The organism is Pseudomonas sp. MPB23 (assembly GCF_046605395.1).
Lineage (GTDB): Bacteria > Pseudomonadota > Gammaproteobacteria > Pseudomonadales > Pseudomonadaceae > Aquipseudomonas.
The window spans coordinates 1,521,465-1,541,806 of the sequence record NZ_CP176771.1; the positions used below are offsets into that span (position 1 = coordinate 1,521,465).

Annotated in this window: 14 protein-coding genes; 13 read left to right on the forward strand and 1 reads right to left on the reverse strand. The window is 62.8% G+C overall.

Going from position 1 to position 20,342, the window contains the following annotated elements:
- Window positions 1-435 precede the first annotated feature (435 nt).
- The gene (locus ACLH0J_RS07000) at window positions 436-1,812 is read right to left on the reverse strand and encodes an L-serine ammonia-lyase (RefSeq protein WP_411391392.1); all 1,377 of its coding nucleotides are present in this window, start codon (window positions 1,810-1,812) and stop codon (window positions 436-438) included.
- 415 nt (window positions 1,813-2,227) lie between these two features.
- Here ACLH0J_RS07000 and ACLH0J_RS07005 point away from each other — a divergent pair, with 415 nt between their 5' ends.
- The 13 genes from ACLH0J_RS07005 (at window position 2,228) to yccS (ending at window position 20,314) form a co-directional block, all read left to right on the forward strand.
- Window positions 2,228-3,175, forward strand: a complete 948-nt coding sequence (locus ACLH0J_RS07005) for a choline ABC transporter substrate-binding protein (protein ID WP_411391393.1) — start codon at window positions 2,228-2,230, stop codon at window positions 3,173-3,175.
- Between the two features lie 69 nt (window positions 3,176-3,244).
- Window positions 3,245-4,090: a choline ABC transporter permease subunit gene (gene choW / locus ACLH0J_RS07010; RefSeq protein WP_016972877.1), complete on the forward strand. Its 846-nt coding sequence runs from the start codon at window positions 3,245-3,247 to the stop codon at window positions 4,088-4,090.
- Complete coding sequence (gene choV, locus ACLH0J_RS07015) at window positions 4,087-5,265, forward strand: choline ABC transporter ATP-binding protein (RefSeq protein ID WP_411391394.1); 1,179 nt, start codon at window positions 4,087-4,089, stop codon at window positions 5,263-5,265. The genes choW and choV overlap by 4 nt, the downstream gene beginning before the upstream one ends.
- Window positions 5,266-5,688: 423 nt before the next feature.
- Window positions 5,689-6,282, forward strand: coding sequence for a transcriptional regulator BetI (gene betI, locus ACLH0J_RS07020; RefSeq protein ID WP_411391395.1), 594 nt, complete (start codon window positions 5,689-5,691; stop codon window positions 6,280-6,282).
- A 61-nt stretch (window positions 6,283-6,343) separates the two neighbouring features.
- Window positions 6,344-7,816: a betaine-aldehyde dehydrogenase gene (betB, locus tag ACLH0J_RS07025; RefSeq protein WP_411391396.1), complete on the forward strand. Its 1,473-nt coding sequence runs from the start codon at window positions 6,344-6,346 to the stop codon at window positions 7,814-7,816.
- A gap of 140 nt (window positions 7,817-7,956) precedes the next feature.
- On the forward strand, window positions 7,957-9,651 hold the full coding sequence (betA, locus tag ACLH0J_RS07030; protein WP_411391397.1) for a choline dehydrogenase: 1,695 nt from the start codon (window positions 7,957-7,959) through the stop codon (window positions 9,649-9,651).
- Window positions 9,652-9,854: 203 nt separating this feature from the next.
- Window positions 9,855-11,297 (forward strand): TldD/PmbA family protein, encoded by a 1,443-nt coding sequence (locus ACLH0J_RS07035; protein WP_411391398.1) that lies wholly within the window; start codon window positions 9,855-9,857, stop codon window positions 11,295-11,297.
- On the forward strand, window positions 11,297-12,613 hold the full coding sequence (locus tag ACLH0J_RS07040; protein ID WP_411391399.1) for a TldD/PmbA family protein: 1,317 nt from the start codon (window positions 11,297-11,299) through the stop codon (window positions 12,611-12,613). The genes ACLH0J_RS07035 and ACLH0J_RS07040 overlap by 1 nt, the downstream gene beginning before the upstream one ends.
- 235 nt (window positions 12,614-12,848) lie before the next feature.
- Window positions 12,849-13,739, forward strand: a complete 891-nt coding sequence (locus ACLH0J_RS07045; RefSeq protein ID WP_411391400.1) for an alpha/beta fold hydrolase — start codon at window positions 12,849-12,851, stop codon at window positions 13,737-13,739.
- A gap of 36 nt (window positions 13,740-13,775) precedes the next feature.
- Window positions 13,776-15,203: a multidrug transporter subunit MdtD gene (mdtD, locus tag ACLH0J_RS07050; protein WP_411391401.1), complete on the forward strand. Its 1,428-nt coding sequence runs from the start codon at window positions 13,776-13,778 to the stop codon at window positions 15,201-15,203.
- A gap of 130 nt (window positions 15,204-15,333) precedes the next feature.
- Window positions 15,334-16,671, forward strand: a complete 1,338-nt coding sequence (dbpA, locus tag ACLH0J_RS07055) for an ATP-dependent RNA helicase DbpA (protein WP_231998194.1) — start codon at window positions 15,334-15,336, stop codon at window positions 16,669-16,671.
- A 174-nt stretch (window positions 16,672-16,845) separates the two neighbouring features.
- The gene (locus ACLH0J_RS07060) at window positions 16,846-18,024 is read left to right on the forward strand and encodes an NAD(P)/FAD-dependent oxidoreductase (RefSeq protein ID WP_411391402.1); all 1,179 of its coding nucleotides are present in this window, start codon (window positions 16,846-16,848) and stop codon (window positions 18,022-18,024) included.
- A 106-nt stretch (window positions 18,025-18,130) separates the two neighbouring features.
- Window positions 18,131-20,314 carry a YccS family putative transporter gene (gene yccS / locus ACLH0J_RS07065; protein WP_411391403.1) on the forward strand — a complete coding sequence of 728 codons (2,184 nt, stop codon included), beginning with the start codon at window positions 18,131-18,133 and terminating at the stop codon, window positions 20,312-20,314.
- Window positions 20,315-20,342: the final 28 nt, after the last annotated feature.

Genomic DNA, 20,342 nt, shown 5'->3' on the forward strand with positions numbered 1-20,342 from the left:
AGAGAAAGGCTTTGAATGGATAGAGCAAATGCCATGCCTAAAATTGAATGGCCATTCAATAACTCCTGAAAGCGACCTCATGACGCGTCTATATAAGCCCACGCAGGAAGTGCGGGATATGGCCCGAATCGGGTGCCGGAGCGAGCCGGCTCGGGGGGTGTGAGCAGTTCGGTAGCACTTGTGGGAAGGCGCTTTCAGCACATAGGAAAAGTCTGTCACCACAGGCACAACTGACGGGTGGTCGAGGGCGAAATCGTTCGAGGGCTACTTATCTGTTTGCGACGCGCTAAAAGGTGGCGGATTTGGTTTGAGTGTTCACTTTGTGAGCAGTGTTGAGTGGACCACCGCTATCGGGAGCAAGCCCCCTCCCACACTGACGGTGTTCACAAGTTCAGATGTGGGAGGGGGCTTGCTCCCGATGCAGACAACTCGGTCTCAGCACTCCACCGCGCTGACCGCCAACCCGCCCCGCGAGGTCTCCTTGTACTTGTCGTGCATGTCCGCGCCGGTATCGCGCATGGTGCGGATCACCCGGTCCAGGGAGATAAAGTGCTGGCCGTCGCCGCGCAGGGCCATCTGCGCGGCGTTGATCGCCTTGACCGCGGCAATCGCATTGCGCTCGATGCACGGCACTTGCACCAACCCGCCCACCGGGTCGCAGGTCAGGCCGAGGTTATGTTCAAGACCGATTTCGGCGGCGTTGCACAACTGCTCCGGCGTGGCGCCAAGGATCTCGGCAAGCCCCGCAGCGGCCATGGCGCAGGCGGAACCCACTTCGCCCTGGCAGCCCACTTCGGCGCCTGAAATCGAGGCATTTTTCTTGCACAGGATGCCCACCGCCGCCGCACTGAGCAGGTAATCGACGACGTTGGCTTCGGTAACGTCGTCGCTGAATTTCATGAAGTAGTGCAGCACCGCCGGAATGATCCCCGCCGCGCCGTTGGTGGGCGCGGTGACCATGCGTCCGCCGGCGGCGTTTTCTTCGTTGACGGCCAGGGCGAACAGGTTGACCCACTCCATCGCGCTCAAGGTCGAGCCGATCACATTGGGCTTGTTCAATTCCTGCAGGCTGCGGTGCAACTTGGCCGCGCGACGGCGCACGTTCAGGCCGCCGGGCAGGATGCCTTCGTGCTTGAGGCCCTGTTCCACGCACGCTTGCATGGCGCGCCAGAGTTTCATCAGGCCACTGCGGATCTCATCTTCGGAGCGCCAGGTCTTTTCGTTGGCCAGCATCAATTCGGCGACGCGCAGGTTGTGGGTCTTGCACAACTGCAGCAGCTCCACCGCGCTGGAAAAATCATAGGGCAACTCGGTGCGGTCCATGTCGGCCACGCCGCTCCGGGCCTGGGCTTCATCGACGACGAAACCGCCGCCGACCGAGTAGTAAGTGTCGCGGTGCAACTCGCCGCCGTCGCCGTCCACCACCAGGGTCATAGCGTTGGGATGGAACGGCAGGTTTTCGTCGAGCAGGCGCATGTCCCGCGTCCACACGAACGGCACCGGCAGGCGCCCGTCCAGCAGCAGGGTCTCGGTTTCGCGCAGGGTGTGAATCCGCTGGCCGATCTGCGTCGGGTCGATCGCGTCCGGCCACTCGCCCATCAGCCCCATGATCGTGGCGGTGTCGCTGCCGTGGCCGATGCCGGTGGCCGACAACGAGCCATACAGCTGAACTTCGACGCGCCTGACTTGTTCCAACACTCCACGTTCACGCAATGTTTGAACGAACAACGCCGCGGCGCGCATGGGGCCGACGGTGTGAGAACTCGAAGGCCCGATGCCGATCTTGAACAGGTCGAAAACACTGATAGCCATTGCGGTACAACTCCTCGATAAGCACGGCCAGGCTTGAACGAGGTGCTACGCTCAGATCGCCCAGATGGCGGCATCATCAAGCTTTTCCTGCCGCGTACGGCGTCTCACACCGACGCACCCATGCTCATCCGCGTCGCGGCCGTGCGATCGAATTTTCTGGGCGTTTTTAGCGGTGCAGAGGGGCAAAAACCCGGGTTTTTCTGCAGGAAAAATCTGTAAGCGACGTCACCGACACTGGATACGACCCTGCCTGTACTGGATACGACGCCCCCTGTAGGCGTCAGATTTTCGCTGGTACATGATCAGTCTCGACTCGTTTGCAAGGCACCGTGCCAGAGCTGTTGTCGCATGCTCCAACCGCAACCCTTATAAAGCGCGGCAAATGCCGCCAGAAAAAACACAGGAGTCTACCCAAATGAAAGGTTCACCCTCGTTGTTGTTGGCCGCCATGCTGAGTCTGCCAGTCCTGGCGCACGCTGCAGAACCGGCACAATGTCAGACCGTCAACTTCTCCGATGTCGGCTGGACCGACATCACCGTCACCACCGCGACCACCAGCGAAATCCTCAAGGGCCTTGGCTACAAGCCGCGCACCACGATGATTTCGGTACCGGTGACTTACAAGTCCCTGGCCGACGGCAAGAACATGGACATCTTCCTCGGCAACTGGATGCCGACCATGGAAAACGACATCAAGCCGTACCGCGATGCCGGCACCGTGGAAACCGTGCGCGCCAACCTGGAGAACGCCAAGTACACCCTGGCGGTCCCTGAAGCGCTGTACAACAAAGGTCTGAAAGACTTCGCCGATATCGCCAAATTCAAGGACGAGCTGGGCGGCAAGATCTACGGTATCGAGCCGGGTAACGACGGCAACCGCACCATCCAGACCCTGATCGACAAAGACGCCTTCGGCCTGAAAACCGCCGGCTTCAAAGTGGTCGAATCCAGCGAAGCCGGGATGCTCTCGCAGGTGGAACGCGCGACCAAGCGCGACCAGGCCATCGTGTTCCTCGGCTGGGAACCGCACCCGATGAACACCCGCTTCAAGATGAAGTACCTGACCGGCGGTGACGACTCGTTCGGCCCCAACTACGGCCAGGCCACCATCTACACCAACGTGCGCAAGGGCTATACCCAGGAGTGCAGCAACGTCGGCCAGTTGCTGAAAAACCTGTCGTTCACCCTGAACATGGAAAGCACGCTGATGGGTAACGTCCTGGACGACAAGATGAAACCCGACGCCGCCGCCAAGGCCTGGCTGAAAAAGAACCCGCAAGTGCTCGACACCTGGCTCGCCGGTGTCACCACCGTCGATGGCAAACCAGGCCTGGAGGCCGTCAAAGCTTACCTCGCCAAGTAATCCCTGCTGACCCCGGGCTGGTGCGCTGGCCCGGGATGTTTTCCCCTTCGCATGTGGACATTCACTACCATGCTGACTGAACAGAAAATCCCACTAGGCCAGTACATCGCTGCCTTCGTCGAATGGTTGACCCAACACGGTGCCAACTACTTCGACGCAATCGCATCGACACTGGAAACGATGATCCACGGCGTGACGTTCGCGCTGACCTGGTTCAATCCGCTGGCATTGATCGGTCTGATTGCGCTGCTGGCTCACTTCATTCAACGCAAATGGGGCCTGACCGTTTTTGTCATCGCCTCCTTCCTGCTGATCCTGAACCTGGGGTACTGGCAGGAAACCATGGAAACCCTCGCGCAGGTGTTGTTCGCCACCCTGGTCTGCGTGGTCATCGGCGTGCCGCTGGGCATTGTTGCCGCGCACAAACCGCTGTTCTATACCATGATGCGGCCGGTACTCGATCTGATGCAGACCGTGCCGACCTTCGTCTACCTCATCCCTACCCTGACCCTCTTCGGGCTGGGTGTGGTGCCTGGTTTGATCTCCACGGTGGTGTTCGCGATTGCCGCGCCCATCCGCCTGACCTACCTGGGTATCCGCGATGTACCGCAAGAGTTGATGGACGCCGGCAAAGCCTTCGGCTGCTCGCGCCGTCAGTTGCTCTCGCGCATTGAACTGCCCCACGCCATGCCGAGCATTGCCGCCGGCATTACCCAATGCATCATGCTGTCGTTGTCGATGGTGGTGATCGCCGCCCTGGTGGGCGCCGACGGCCTCGGCAAACCCGTGGTCAACGCGCTGAACACCGCCGACATCGCCCTGGGCTTCGAAGCCGGCCTGGCGATCGTGTTGCTGGCCATCATGCTCGACCGCATCTGCAAACAACCCGACGCCAAAGTAGGGGGTGATGCATGAGCATTATCCGATTCGACAATGTCGATGTGATCTTCTCCAAAGACCCGCGCGAAGCGCTCAAGCTGCTGGACCAGGGCATGAGCCGTAACGAGATCCTGAAAAAGACCGGGCAGATCGTCGGCGTGGAAAAAGCCAGCCTGGATGTGGAGAAAGGCGAGATCTGCGTGCTGATGGGCCTCTCCGGCTCCGGCAAGTCGAGCCTGCTGCGCTGCATCAACGGCCTCAATACCGTCAGCCGTGGCCAACTGTTCGTCGAGCATGAGGGGCGCCAGATCGACATCGCCTCCTGCACCCCCGCCGAGCTGAAAATGATGCGCACCAAACGCATCGCCATGGTGTTCCAGAAGTTCGCCCTGATGCCCTGGCTGACGGTGCGCGAAAACATCAGCTTCGGCCTCGAGATGCAGGGCCGCCCGGAGAAAGACCGGCGCAAGCTGGTGGATGAAAAACTCGAGCTGGTGGGCCTGACCCAGTGGCGCAACAAGAAGCCCGACGAACTCTCCGGCGGCATGCAGCAGCGCGTCGGCCTGGCCCGCGCCCTGGCGATGGATGCCGACATCCTGCTGATGGACGAACCCTTCTCCGCCCTCGACCCGCTGATCCGCCAGGGCCTGCAGGACGAGTTGCTGGAGCTGCAACGCAAGCTGAGCAAGACCATCGTGTTCGTCAGCCACGACCTCGACGAAGCCCTCAAGCTCGGCAGCCGCATCGCGATCATGAAAGACGGCAAGATCATCCAGTACAGCGTGCCGGAAGAGATCGTGCTGAACCCGGCGGATGACTATGTGCGCACCTTCGTCGCCCACACCAACCCGCTGAACGTACTGTGCGGCCGCAGCCTGATGCGCACCCTGGACAACTGCAAACGCATCAACGGTTCGGTGTGCCTCGACCCGGGCAACGACTCGTGGCTGGACCTGGCCGAAGGCAACACCTTCCAGGGCGCACGCCAGAATGGCGCGGTGATGAATGTGCAGAACTGGGCACCGGGGCAACCGGTGGAAGGCTTGGGCCGCGTACCGACACTGGTGGACTCCAATATCGGCATGCGCGATGCGTTGCAGATCCGTTACCAGACCGGCAACAAGCTGGTGTTGCAGGACAACAACCGGGTGGTCGGGATTCTCGGCGACAGTGAGCTCTACCACGCCCTGCTGGGCAAGAACCTGGGCTGATTCAGCCGACATGCAAACGCCGCGATCCTCGCGGCGTTTTGTTTTACCGCCATTGCCTCTCTTCCCTCTCGACGTACGCACCGCCGAGCACGGCCGGCACCTCCAGGCTGTAAGCGCGCAAGACACAAGGCACCGGATACCCCGCTTCATGGATTTTTTCGGCAGTCGACGGACGGGTGTTATAAAGGCACCCCGAAAATACCTGCCCCATAAAAGTCGGTAACACGCCTTGAAGTGGCCTGTTCCAAGGGTTTTCGCAGGTGTCAGACGTCGCTGCCCACCGACAGCAAATGCCCGTAGGTCGTGACTGTCTGCCGCTCGACTCACTTTTTATTGATTGAACGTTCAATCAAAACAAAATAGACTGGCCTTCACGTCGACGAACGTTCATCGCCCGTCGTCAGGCCCAAGGAGAGGTGCTACATGCCCAAGGTCGGTATGCAACCCATACGCCGCCAACAATTGATCGAAGCCACGTTGACGGCCATCGATCAGGTCGGAATGGGGGATGCAAGTATTGCGCTGATCGCCCGTTTGGCCGGTGTCTCGAACGGCATCATCAGCCACTACTTCAAGGACAAGAACGGCCTGATCGCCGCGACGATGCGCTACCTGATGAACGTGCTGATCGAGAACGTCCACGAGCGTCGGCAAGCCTTGAAGGACGACAGCCCACGGGCACACCTTCAAGTGATCATCGGCGGCAACTTCGACGCCAGCCAGGTCAACGGCCCGGCAATGAAAACCTGGCTGGCCTTCTGGGCCACCAGCATGCACCACCCGTCACTGCACAGGTTGCAGCGGATCAACGATCACCGCCTGTATTCCAACCTGTGCTGCCAGTTCCGCCGTGTACTGCCGCTGCCTGACGCACGCAGCGCGGCCCGGGGCCTGGCGGCGTTGATCGACGGTTTGTGGTTACGCGGCGCCCTGTCGGGAGATGCGTTCGACACGGCGCAGGCGCAACGGATCGCGTACGAATACATGGATTTCCAATTGGCCAAGCAGGCGAGTTAGAGCCGGCATAACCGCTCAACTCCCGAACCGTGCCAACCACTTATGCACTTGCGAGGACTTTATGGCCCGTTTCGAACTGCAAAAACTCTACATTGACGGCGGCTACAGCGACGCTGGCAGCAATGCCACCTTCGAAGCCATCAACCCGGCCAACGGGGAAGTCCTCGCCCACGTACAACGCGCAACGTTCGATGACGTTGAGCGCGCCGTGGTCAGTGCCGAAAAAGGCCAGAAAATCTGGGCGGCCATGACCGCCATGGAGCGTTCGCGCATCCTGCGTCGCGCCGTCGACATCCTGCGCGAGCGCAACGATGAACTGGCCGCCCTGGAAACCCTGGACACCGGTAAATCGTTCTCCGAAACCAAGTACGTCGACATCGTCACCGGTGCCGACGTGCTCGAATACTACGCAGGCCTGGTGCCCGCCATCGAAGGCGAGCAGATCCCGCTGCGCGACACCTCATTCGTCTACACCCGCCGCGAGCCGCTGGGCGTGGTCGCCGGTATCGGCGCGTGGAACTACCCGATCCAGATCGCCCTGTGGAAATCCGCACCGGCCCTGGCCGCCGGCAACGCGATGATCTTCAAGCCCAGCGAAGTCACCTCGCTGACCACCCTGAAACTGGCCGAGATCTACACCGAAGCCGGCGTGCCAGCCGGCGTGTTCAACGTACTGACCGGCAGCGGCCGTGAAGTCGGCACCTGGCTGACCGAACACCCGCGCATCGAGAAAGTCTCGTTCACCGGCGGCACCGACACCGGCAAGAAAGTCATGGCCAGCGCTTCGAGCTCTTCGCTCAAGGAAGTGACCATGGAACTGGGCGGCAAGTCGCCGCTGATCGTGTTCGAAGACGCCGACCTCGATCGCGCCGCCGACATCGCGATGATGGCCAACTTCTACAGCTCCGGTCAGGTCTGCACCAACGGCACGCGCGTGTTCGTGCCCAAGCACCTGCAAGCGGCCTTTGAAGCCAAGATCGCCGAGCGCGTGGCACGCATCCGCATCGGCGACCCGCAGGACGACAACACCAACTTCGGCCCGCTGGTCAGCTTTGCCCACATGGAAAGCGTGCTCGGCTACATCGCTAAAGGTAAGGCTGAAGGGGCTCGTGTGCTGTGCGGCGGCGAACGCCTGACCGACGGCGACTTCGCCAAAGGCGCCTTTGTGGCCCCGACCGTGTTCACCGACTGCACCGACGAAATGACCATCGTCCGTGAAGAAATCTTCGGCCCGGTGATGAGCCTCCTCACCTACGAGACCGAAGAAGAAGTGATCCGCCGCGCCAACGACACCGACTTCGGCCTCGCCGCTGGCCTGGTGACCAAAGACCTGAACCGCGCCCACCGCGTGATTCATCAACTGGAAGCGGGCATCTGCTGGATCAACGCCTGGGGCGAATCCGACGCAAAAATGCCGGTCGGTGGCTACAAGCAATCCGGTGTGGGCCGTGAAAACGGGATCAGCTCGCTGAACAACTTCACCCGCATCAAATCGGTACAGGTCGAGTTGGGCGATTACGCCTCGGTGTTCTAAAGCCGAGCCTTGCGTTGCCTGTGAGGCCGCTATCGGGAGCAAGCCCCCTCCCACCTTTGAAGGTATTCACAATTCAAATGTGGGAGGGGGCTTGCCCCCGATGAGGCCCGACCTGACCACACTTCAAAGAGGGTGCATTTATGTCCCAAGAATACGATTACATCATTGTGGGTGCCGGCTCTGCCGGTAACACCCTGGCGACCCGTCTGACCGAAGACGAAGGCGTCACCGTCCTGCTGCTCGAAGCCGGCGGCCCGGATTACCGTCTCGACTTCCGCACCCAAATGCCCGCCGCCCTGGCGTTCCCACTGCAAGGCCGGCGCTACAACTGGGCCTACGAGACCGATCCAGAGCCCCACATGGACGGCCGCCGGATGGAATGCGGGCGCGGCAAGGGCCTGGGCGGCTCCTCGCTGATCAACGGCATGTGCTACATCCGTGGCAACGCCCTGGACTACGACAACTGGTCGAAATTGCCCGGCCTGGAAGACTGGACCTACCTCGACTGCCTGCCGTATTTCCGCAAGGCCGAAACCCGCGACATCGGCCCCAACGACTACCACGGCGGCGACGGCCCGGTCAGCGTGACCACGCCCAAGGCCGGCAACAACCCGCTGTTCCACGCCATGGTCGAAGCCGGCGTGCAGGCCGGTTACCCGCGTACAGAAGACTTGAACGGCTACCAACAGGAAGGCTTCGGCCCGATGGACCGTACCGTCACGCCAAACGGCCGTCGCGCCAGCACCGCACGCGGTTACCTGGACACGGCGAAAAAGCGTTCGACGCTGACCATCGTCACCCACGCCCTCACCGACAAAGTGCTGTTTGAAGGCAAGCGTGCGGTCGGTGTGCGTTACCTGATCGGCGCCGCCGAAGAACGCATCGAAGCCCGCGCCCGTAAAGAAGTGCTGGTGTGCAGCGGCGCCATCGCTTCGCCGCAACTGCTGCAACGCTCCGGCGTCGGCCCGGCCAAATTGCTGGAAAGCCTCGACATCCCGGTGGTCCACGACCTGCCCGGCGTCGGCGAAAACCTGCAGGACCACCTTGAGCTGTACCTGCAATATGCGTGCACCCAACCAGTGTCGCTGTACCCCTCGCTGCTCTGGTACAACCAGCCGGCGATCGGTGCCGAATGGCTGTTCAACGGCACCGGCATCGGCGCCAGCAACCAGTTCGAGGCGGGCGGTTTTATCCGTACCCGGGAAGACTTCGATTGGCCGAACATCCAGTACCACTTCCTGCCGGTGGCGATTAACTACAACGGCAGCAACGGCGTGAAAGAACATGGCTTCCAGGCACACATGGGCTCCATGCGTTCGCCGAGCCGTGGTCGCGTTCACCTGAAGTCGAAGAACCCACGGGACTACCCGAGCATCCTCTTCAACTACATGGCCACCGAGCAGGACTGGCAGGAATTTCGCGACGGCATCCGCCTGACCCGCGAAATCATGCAGCAGCCGGCGCTGGACCCATTCCGTGGCCGCGAAATCAGCCCCGGCATCGAGGTGCAGACCGACGAGCAACTGGACCAGTTCATCCGCGAGCACGCCGAAACCGCGTTCCACCCGTCCTGCTCGTGCAAGATGGGCACCGACGCCATGGCCGTGGTGGATGGCGAAGGCCGCGTGCATGGCATGCAAGGCCTGCGGGTGGTCGATGCGTCGATCATGCCGATCATCACCACCGGCAACCTGAACGCGCCGACGATCATGATCGCCGAGAAAATCGCCGACAAGATCCGTGGCCGCCAACCGCTGCCGCGCAGCACCGCCGACTACTACGTGGCCGGCGATGCGCCAGTGCGGGGCAAGCCGTTGCGGGAAATTGTGCAGTAGCTGAAACACCGTGGCGTCTGTATCGGGAGCAAGCCCCCTCCCACATGTGACCGCTTTCTCATGTTGGAACTCGGTCAAATGTGGGAGGGGGCTTGCTCCCGATAGCGCCCGAACAAACACCACAAAACCCCCTCCCTTGATCAGCTTCCAGCCCAGGCCTACTCTGTTCGCCTGCCCGCCGAGCCGCTCACAAGGAAGGCCCCATGTTCGACCACCACACAACCCTCAAAAAACACTTCGCTGCCCTGCGCACCACCGCCGATTTCTTCTCCCTGCGCTACGTGCGCGAGTCCGGCCATTACCTCTCGGTGCGCAAGAACGTCGCCGCACCGCCGCACCTGAACCACGACGAAGGCGCCATGCTCACCGTGCGCGTCAACGGTGTCGAAGCCTACGCCGCGACCCACGACCTTTCCCTGCCCGGCCTGCAAGCCGCGCTTGAGCGTGCCGAACAGCAGGCACGCCTGATAAAACCCCACGCCCTGCTCGACCTGCGCGACCAACACGTGTCCAGCGACGTCGCCGACTACCTGTCGCCTGACCTTGAGCAAGCCTTCCCGTCCTTGAGCGACTGCTACCAATTGCTCGGCGATGAATCCGCGTCCGTGCCCCGGGACGAGCGCCTGGTGAGCTGGGAAGTCAGCCTCGGCCTGACCCACGTCGAGCAGATCTACCTCAACAGCGCCGGCGCCGAATTGCGCCAGGCCCAACGCTTCGTGTTCCCCGGCGTCAACGTCACCGCCTACGACGGCAACGACAGCCAGTCGCGCACCCTCGGCGGTAGCAACTTCGGCCAGCAAGGCGGGTTTGACGTGATCGAGCGCTTCGGCCTGGTCGGCGCCGCGCCACGCATCGCCGACGAAGCCCTGCAACTGCTGCTGGCGCCGAACACGCCCCATGGCCCGCGCGACCTGCTGTTGATGCCCGACCAGATGATCCTGCAGATCCACGAATCCATCGGCCATCCGCTGGAACTCGACCGCATCCTCGGCGACGAGCGCAATTACGCCGGCACCAGTTTTGTGAAGGCCAGCGACTTCGGTCACCTGCAATACGGCTCGCCGCTGCTCAACGTGACCTTCGACCCGGACATCCCCGAACAACTGGCCAGCTACGCCCATGACGACGATGGCACTGCCGCCAGCAAGCAATTCCTGATTCGCGAAGGGCTGCTGCTCAAGCCGCTGGGCGGCGCGTTGTCGCAATTTCGCGCGGGCATGAGCGGCGTGGCCAACAGCCGCGCCAGCAGTTGGAACCGCCCGCCGATCGACCGCATGGCCAACCTGAACATCGAGGCCGGCGACCAGAACCTGGCGCAGCTGATCGGCGGCATCGAACACGGCATCCTCATGTCCACCAACCGCTCGTGGTCGATTGATGACGCGCGCAATAAATTCCAGTTCGGCTGTGAATGGGGCCAGTTGATCGAACACGGCGAGCTCAAGGGCGTGGTAAAAAACCCCAACTACCGGGCGATTTCCGCGCAGTTCTGGCGCAACCTCAGCGCCGTGGGCGACGCCAGCACCTTCCAGGTACTGGGCACACCGAACTGCGGCAAGGGTGAACCTAACCAAGTGATCCGCGTCGGCCACGCCTCGCCGGCCTGTGTGTTCAGCAACGTTGACGTATTCGGAGGAGATGCCTGATGAACAACTTCAAGGCATTGGTGCAGTGGCTCAATCAAGCCATCACCGACAAGGAACACTTTCACCTGGGCTACGCCGCCGAGTCGTCCGAGTTCGTGCGCTTCAACCACGCCAAGGTGCGTCAGGCCGGGCAGGTGCAGCAGGCCAGCCTCACGCTGAAACTGATCGACGATGGCCGGCATGCCGACCTCGACATCACCCTGGCCGGCGAACCGGAACTGGACCGCCAGCGCCTCGCCGACGGCCTGCGGCAACTGCGCGAAACCCTGCCGCTGCTGCCCAGCGATCCGTACCTGCTGCTCAACCACACCGCGTGGCAAAGCCACGACGAACAGGCCCGCCCGCTGCCAGCGCTGGCCCATGTGCTGGAAGAGATCAGCCAAGCCGCGGCCGGGGTCGACCTCGTGGGTTTCTACGCCGCCGGGCCGATCAGCCGTGGCTTCGCCAGTTCGGACGGCGCGTTCGGCTGGCACCAGGCCAACAGCTTCAACTTCGATTTCAGCCTGTTCCATGCCAATGGCGAAGCGGTGAAAGCCAGCTATGCCGGGCATGAATGGAACAGCGCCGAGTTCGCCCGCCGCGTCCAGCAGGCCCGCGAACAACTGGAGTTCCTCGGCCGCCCGCTGCACACGCTGGCGCCCGGCGAGTACCGCGCCTACCTGGCGCCGGCCGCGCTGGAAGAGATCATCAGCCTCATCACCTGGGGCGGTTTTTCCGCCCAGGCCATCGCCAGCAAGGGCAGCGCGCTGCAACGGCTGTACGCCGGTGAGCAATCGCTGAGCCCGTTGGTGACGGTGGACGAACAGATCAGCGGCTCCCTGAGCCCGGCGTTCTCCGCCGAAGGCTACCCGCGTGGCGATGTCATGCTGATCAAGGCCGGCCAGGCCGAGGGCCAGTTGATCAACTCGCGCAGCGCCGCCGAATACGGCCTGAGCACCAACGGCGCCAGCGGCGACGAAGCCCCCAGCGCCCTGCAGATGGCGGCGGGCACCTTGGCCCAGGCCGATATCCTCAAGCAGTTGGGCACCGGGTTGTACATCAGCAACCTGTGGTACCTGAACTACTCCGACCTGCCGGCGGCGCGCCTGACCGGCATGACGCGCTTTGCCACGTTCTGGGTGGAAGACGGCGAAATCAAGGCGCCGGTCAGCACCATGCGCTTCGACGACAGCGTCTACCAACTGCTCGGTTCGCAGCTGGAAGCCCTGACCGCCGAGCGCGAACTGCTGCTGTCGGCCAGCACCTACAGCCAACGCAACACCGCATCCAACCTGTTGCCGGGCGCCCTGGTCAAACGCCTGACCCTGACCCTGTAACCACAAACACAACCACAATCCCTGTGGGAGGGTGCTTGCTCCCTCCCACAGGGTTCTGTATTGATTTCAGACATCTCTATTTCGGCCCTTCCGACAGAAAACCCTCTTCATCCCAGTCAGCGCGGGCGGTCTGTTGTCGTCTGCAAAAAACCTCGTTATAACGGTTGGTGGCACCCCGCCACCCCCACCCACGAGAGCATGACCTTGCCCGGGAAGGGCAAGCTGGAGCGTTGACATGAACCATGGAAGTTTTGTCATTGAAAAGCTGTTCAAGCACTACAACGTCCACGTAGAGCAGCTAGGTTCCGATCCGCACAAGAAAACGGTACTGATGGTCAACGGCGCGCTGTCCACCACGCGCTCCTTCGCCCGCACCAGTAAATGCCTGGCCGAGCATTTCAATGTGCTGCTGTTCGACTTGCCGTTCTCCGGCTATTCGCGCGAACACAACACCGATCTGGACCTGGTGACCAAGGACGACGAGGTCCAGATCCTGCGCGCCCTGGTCGAGCGCTTCCAGGTCAACCACCTGGTGTCGGCCTCGTGGGGCGGCATCTCCACGCTGTTGACCCTGGCGCACAACCCGCCGTCGATCGAAAGCTCGGTGGTGATGGCCCTGGCGCCCAACCTCAACCCGGCGATGCTTGAGTATGTGGAGCGCGTGCGCGTGTTGATCGAGGCCGACGACAAATCCGCCGTCGGCCACTTGCTCAACGAAACGGTGGGCAAGTACCTCTCGCCGCGCCTCAAGCGCAACAACCATCGGCACCTGTCGAACATGGCCACCACCGAATACCGCCAGGCGCGCTTTCATATCCACCAGGTCCTGGCCTTGGGCGACGGCAATTACCTGCCGGCACTCACGCGGATTGAAACCCCGGTGCATTTCCTCAATGGCACGCTCGACGAATACACCCCGGCCGCCGATGCCCGACTGTTCAAGGACTATGTGCGCCGCAGCAGCTTTGCCGTGGCCGAACACACCGGGCATTTGCTCGACCTGGAGTCCCGCGAGGCGGCCCTGGCGGTGCACCGTGCGCTGTTGGATTTCCTGGTGGGCAAGCACGCGGTGTTGTCGGATCTAGACGAACCGCCAGTGGGAAAAATCGCGGCAAATGGCGCATAATCGCCGACACATAGCCTGCTAACAAAAAGGTCCTCTATGCCCAATCCCGTCCAGCTCGATGCCAAGACCGCCCGCTGGCTCCCCTGGGTGGTCGCGATTGCCTTCTTCATGCAGTCCCTGGACGGGACGATTCTCAACACGGCCTTGCCGGCCATGGCCCAGGACCTCGCGGAAAACCCGCTGCGCATGCAAGGGGTGGTGATCGCCTACATGCTCACCGTCGCCCTGCTGATCCCGGCCTCGGGCTGGATCGCCGACCGCTTCGGCACCAAGCGGATTTTCTTCGGCGCGATCATGCTGTTCAGCATCGGCTCGCTGCTATGCGCGCTGTCCAGCAGCCTGACCATGCTGGTCGGCGCGCGGGTGGTCCAGGGCCTGGGCGGCGCGTTGATGCTGCCGGTGGGCCGGCTCGTGGTCCTGCGTGCGTATCCCCGCTCCGAACTGGTGCGGATCATGGGTTTCATCACCATCCCCGGCCTGCTCGGCCCCTTGCTCGGCCCGACCATGGGCGGCTGGATGGTGCAATACCTGACCTGGCACTGGATCTTCCTGATTAATCTGCCGGTGGGCATGATCGGCTGCTATGCGGTGTGGAAGCTGATCCCCGACCTGCGCGGCAGCGAGCGCACGCGTTTCGATGGCGTCGGCTTCCTGCTGTTCGGCGCGGCGATGGTGCTGATCACCATCGCCATGGAAGGCCTGGGCGAACTGCACCTGCCGCACCTGCGGGTGATGTTGCTGCTGTTCGGCGGGCTGGCGTGCCTGGCGGCGTACTGGCTGCGGGCCGGGCATATCGACAACCCGCTGTTTTCACCCACGCTGTTCAAGACCCGCACCTTCGCGGTGGGCATCCTCGGCAACCTGTTCGCGCGCCTGGGCAGCGGCGCCCTGCCGTTCCTGGTGCCGTTGCTGCTGCAAGTGGCCCTGGGCTATTCGCCGTCCCAGGCCGGGATGAGCATGCTGCCCCTGGCGGCGGCGGCGATGGTGGCCAAGTCGGTGGCGCGACCGCTGATCGAACGCCTCGGCTACCGCGTGGTGCTGACCGGCAACACCCTGGCCCTGGGCCTGATGCTGGCCAGCATGGGCCTGGTCAGCGAACAGACGCCCTACCCGCTGCTGCTGGCCATGCTGGCGGTGCTGGGGGCGATCAATTCACTGCAATTTACCGCGATGAACACCGTCACCCTGATCGATCTCGACGACGCCCAGGCCAGCAGCGGCAACAGTTTGCTCTCGGTGGTCGCGCAGTTGTCCCTGAGCCTGGGTGTGGCCTGCGCCGGCGCATTGCTCGGCGGCTTCACCGCCGAAAGCGGCAACGACGGCGTGAGCACGGTGCTCGGCGCCTTCCAACTGACCTTCCTCACCGTGGGCATCATGGCGATGCTGGCGGCGGCGATCTTCCTGCAACTGTCGCCAAAAGACGGCAAACGCACGGTCAGCCGCGAACACGACATCGAGCACTAGCCGGCGTCTCGTCGAGAACTTGCAAGGAAAGTCCCACGGGGCTGGTACACTGCGCGACATTTTGTTTTGCAGAGCCAGTCCCGTGACTACCATCGCCACCGCTTTTAATACTTTGCCGCTCTCCGCCGCCATGCTGGCTAACCTCGACTCGCTGGGTTATGTCGAGATGACGCAGATCCAGGCGCAAAGCTTGCCGGTGATCCTCAAAGGGCTGGACCTGATTGCCCAGGCCAAGACCGGCAGCGGCAAGACTGCCGCGTTCGGCATCGGCCTGTTGAACCCGATCAACCCGCGCTACTTCGGCTGCCAGGCCCTGGTGATGTGCCCGACCCGTGAGCTGGCCGACCAGGTCGCCAAGGAAATCCGCCGCCTGGCCCGTGCCGAAGACAACATCAAGGTGCTGACCCTGTGCGGCGGCGTGTCCCTCGGGCCGCAGATCGCTTCCCTGGAACACGGCGCCCACGTCATCGTCGGCACCCCGGGCCGTATCCAGCAACACCTGCGCAAAGGTTCGCTGGTGCTGGACGGCTTGAACACGCTGATCCTCGACGAAGCCGACCGCATGCTCGACATGGGCTTCTACGACGCCATCGAAGACATCATCAGCAAGACCCCGGCCCGCCGCCAGACCCTGCTGTTCTCGGCCACCTACCCGGTGAGCATCAAGCAGCTTGCGTCCAAGTTCATGCGCGCGCCGCAGCAAGTGAAGGCCGAAGCGTTCCACTCCGACGACCAGATCGAGCAGCGTTTCTACGAGATCTCCCCGGAAGAACGCATGGACGCGGTGACCAAGGTGCTCGCGCACTTCCGCCCGGCCTCGTGCGTGGCGTTCTGCTTCACCAAGCAGCAAGTGCAGGAAACCGTGGATCACCTGACTGCCAAGGGCATTTCCGCCGTCGGCCTGCATGGCGACCTGGAACAGCGCGACCGCGACCAGGTGCTGGCCATGTTCGCCAACCGCAGCACCTCGGTGCTGGTGGCCACTGACGTCGCCGCCCGTGGCCTGGACATCGACGCACTGGACATGGTGATCAACGTCGAACTGGCCCGCGACTCGGAAATCCACATCCACCGCGTCGGCCGTACCGGTCGCGCTGGCGAGACCGGCATCGCCATCAGCCTGGTGGCGCCGTCCGAAGCGCACCGCGCCCAGGCCATCGAGCAACTGCAGAAGTCGCCGCTGAACTGGGACCAACTGGACAACCTCAAGCCACAGAGCGGCGGCCCGCTGCTGCCGCAGATGAGCACCCTGTGCATCGCCGCCGGACGTAAAGACAAAGTGCGCCCGGGCGACATCCTCGGCGCGCTGACCGGTGAAGCCGGCATTCCAGGCGCCCAGGTCGGCAAGATCGCGATCTTCGACTTCCAGGCCTTCGTCGCCGTGGACCGCAGCGTCGCCAAGCAAGCGTTGCAGCGCCTGAACGACGGCAAGATCAAAGGCCGCTCGCTGCGCGTGCGCATCCTGTAACGATCTCCGACCGATATGGAGATCCCATGTGGAATGCGGTCAATGTGGGAGGGGGCTTGCTCCCGATAGCGATGTATCAGTCAGACATTTATCGACTGACTGACCGCAATCGGGAGCAAGCCCCCTCCCACATTTGCCTGTATTCCCAATCAGAATTTGTATGAGGACACCGTTTTGCGCTCGACCGAAGTTGTGATCATTGGCGCCGGCGCCGCAGGCCTGATGTGCGCGCTGACCGCCGCCGGGCGGGGGCGCAAGGTGATGCTGATCGACCACGCGAACAAAGCCGGCAAGAAGATCCTCATGTCCGGCGGTGGCCGCTGCAATTTCACCAATATGTACACCGAACCGGCGAATTTCCTCTCGCACAACGCGCACTTCTGCAAGTCCGCCCTGGCCCGCTATACCCAGTGGGATTTCATCGCGCTGGTGGCCAAGCACGGCGTGCCGTACCACGAAAAGAAACTCGGCCAGTTGTTCTGCGATAACAAATCCAGCGACATCCTCGGCATGCTGCTCGACGAGTGCATCCAGACCGGCGTGAGCCTGCACCTGGACACCTCGATCGAAACCATCGCCAGGCTCGACAGCGGCTACCAGTTGCAGACCACCCTGGGCGAGTTGCGCTGCGAATCCCTGGTGATCGCCACCGGCGGCCTGTCGATCCCGACCCTGGGCGCCACCGGCTTCGGTTATCAGGTGGCCAGGCAATTCGGCCACGAACTGCTGCCGACCCGCGCCGGGCTGGTGCCGTTCACCATCACCGACCAGCTCAAGGAACTGTGCGGCGAGTTGTCCGGTACTTCCGTGGATTGCCTGGTCAGCTGCAACGGCCAGAGCTTTCGCGAGAACATGCTGTTTACCCATCGCGGCCTGAGCGGGCCGGCGATTCTGCAGATTTCCTCCTACTGGGAACCCGGCGACACGGTGGAGATCAACCTGCTGCCCGACCACGACGCCCACACCTGGCTGCAACAGCAACAGGCCGAGCGGCCCAACAGCGAACTGAAAACCCTGCTGGGTGAAATCTTCACCAAGAAGATGGCCAACCTGCTGGCCGAAACCTGGTTCGTGTCCAAGCCGATGAAGCAATACACCCACGCCGAACTGGCCGACATCGCGCAAAAACTGGCGAGCTGGCACCTGGTGCCGGCGGGCACCGAAGGCTATCGCACCGCCGAAGTGACGCTGGGCGGGGTGGACACGCGGGAAGTGTCGTCCAAGACCATGGAATCGCTGAAAAGCCCGGGCTTGTACTTTATCGGCGAAGTGCTGGACGTGACCGGCCACCTGGGCGGGTTCAACTTCCAGTGGGCCTGGGCGTCGGGCTACGCCGCAGCGCAATATGTCTGAAGGATGTAGCGGGAATAAATTTCGCGCACCGATGTGATCGCCACGCTTGCCGTGGCGTCCTTGATAGCTCAATTTAGCCGCATCGTCCCGGAAGACTCCTGCCTTCATGTCATCGACCTCGTTCAACCAGTCCATGCGGCGCCTGTGGGCGCTGGATAAATTCAGTTACAGCGTTCGGGTCTTCATCGCCCTCACCGGCAGCATGGCGCTGTGCTGGTATCAGGATGAAATGACGCTGCTGATCCCGCTGTTCCTGGGGATTATCGCCAGCGCCCTGGCCGAGACCGATGACAGTTGGCAAGGCCGCCTCAATGCCCTGGCAGTGACGCTGGTGTGCTTCAGCATCGCCGCGCTGTCGGTGGAACTGCTGTTCCCTTACCCCTGGCTCTTCGCGATTGCCCTGGCCCTGGCCAGTTTCTGCCTGACCATGCTCGGTGCGTTGGGCGAACGCTATGGTGCGATTGCCTCGGCGACGCTGATCCTGTCGGTCTACACCATGATCGGCGTGGACCAGCGCGGTGGCGCCGTCACCGACTTCTGGCACGAGCCGTTGCTGCTGGTGGCCGGTGCCGCCTGGTACGGCGCGCTCTCGGTGCTGTGGCAGGTGTTGTTTTCCAACCAGCCGGTGCAGCAAAGCCTGGCGCGGTTGTTTCGCGAACTGGGGCGTTACCTCAAGCTCAAGTCATCGCTGTTCGAACCGATCCGCCAGTTGGACGTGGAAGGCCGTCGCCTGGAACTGGCCCAGCAAAACGGCCGGGTGGTGGCGGCGCTGAATGCGGCGAAGGAAATCATCCTGCACCGCGTCGGCAATGGTCGCCCCGGCTCGAAGGTCAGCCGCTACCTGAAGCTGTACTTTCTGGCCCAGGACATCCACGAACGCGCCAGTTCCTCCCACTATCCCTACAACGCCCTGGCCGAAGCCTTCTTCCACAGCGACGTGCTGTTCCGCTGCCAGCGCCTGCTGCGCCAGCAAGGCAAGGCCTGCCAGGACCTGGCCGAGTCGATCCAGTTGCGCCAGCCGTTCGTCTACGACGCCAGCTTCGCCGAAGCCTTGGGCGACCTGAACGCGTCCATGGAACACCTGCGCATCCAGAGCAACCCGGCCTGGCGCGGCCTGCTGCGCTCGTTGCGCGCCCTGGCGGCCAACCTGTCGACCCTCGACCGCCTGCTGGGCGACGCGAGCAACCCCGATGCCCTGGCCGACGCCACCGACAGCAACCTGCTGGACCGCGCCCCGCGCAATCTCAAGGAAATGTGGATGCGCCTGCGCACCCAACTCACGCCGACTTCGCTGCTGTTCCGCCACGCCTTGCGCCTGGCCCTGGCGCTGACCATCGGCTACGGCACCCTGCATGCCATCCACGCCTCCCAGGGTTACTGGATCATCCTCACCACCCTGTTCGTCTGCCAGCCCAACTACGGCGCCACGCGGCGCAAGCTCGGCCAGCGGATCATCGGCACCGCCATCGGCCTGACCGTGGCCTGGGCGCTGTTCGACCTGTTCCCCAGCCCTCTGGTGCAATCGATGTTCGCCATCGCCGCCGGCCTGGTGTTCTTTATCAACCGCACCACGCGCTACACCCTGGCCACGGCGGCGATCACCCTGATGGTGCTGTTCTGCTTCAACCAGGTGGGCGATGGCTACGGGCTGTTCCTGCCGCGCCTGTTCGACACGCTGATCGGCAGCCTGATCGCGGGCCTGACGGTGTTCCTGTTCCTGCCGGACTGGCAAGGCCGGCGCCTGAACAAAGTGCTGGCCAACACCCTGACCTGCAACAGCATCTACCTGCGCCAGATCATGCAGCAATATGCCGCCGGCAAGCGCGACGACCTGGCCTACCGCCTGGCCCGGCGCAACGCGCACAACGCCGACGCGGCGCTGTCCACCACCCTGGCGAACATGCTGATGGAGCCGGGGCACTTCCGTAAGGAAGCCGACGTGGGTTTCCGCTTTCTGGTGCTGTCCCACACGCTGCTCAGCTACTTGTCAGGCCTGGGCGCACACCGCGGCACCCAACTGCCGGCCGAGGTGCGCGAACACCTGATCGACGGCGCCGGCAATAGCCTCGCGGCGAGCATCGACGAAATCGCCATGGGGTTAGCGAACAAGCAACCGATCGCGATCCAGAGCGATGCCGAGGAAGCCCTGGCGGCCGACCTGGAGCAAATGCCGGATGAGATCGATGAAGGGCAGCGCCTGGTGCAGACGCAACTGGCGTTGATTGGTCGACAGTTGGGGCCGTTGCGGACGTTGGCGGCGCATTTGATCAAAGATACCGACGCTACCTGAGGCTTGCTGTCGCAAGCCACAGCAGGTC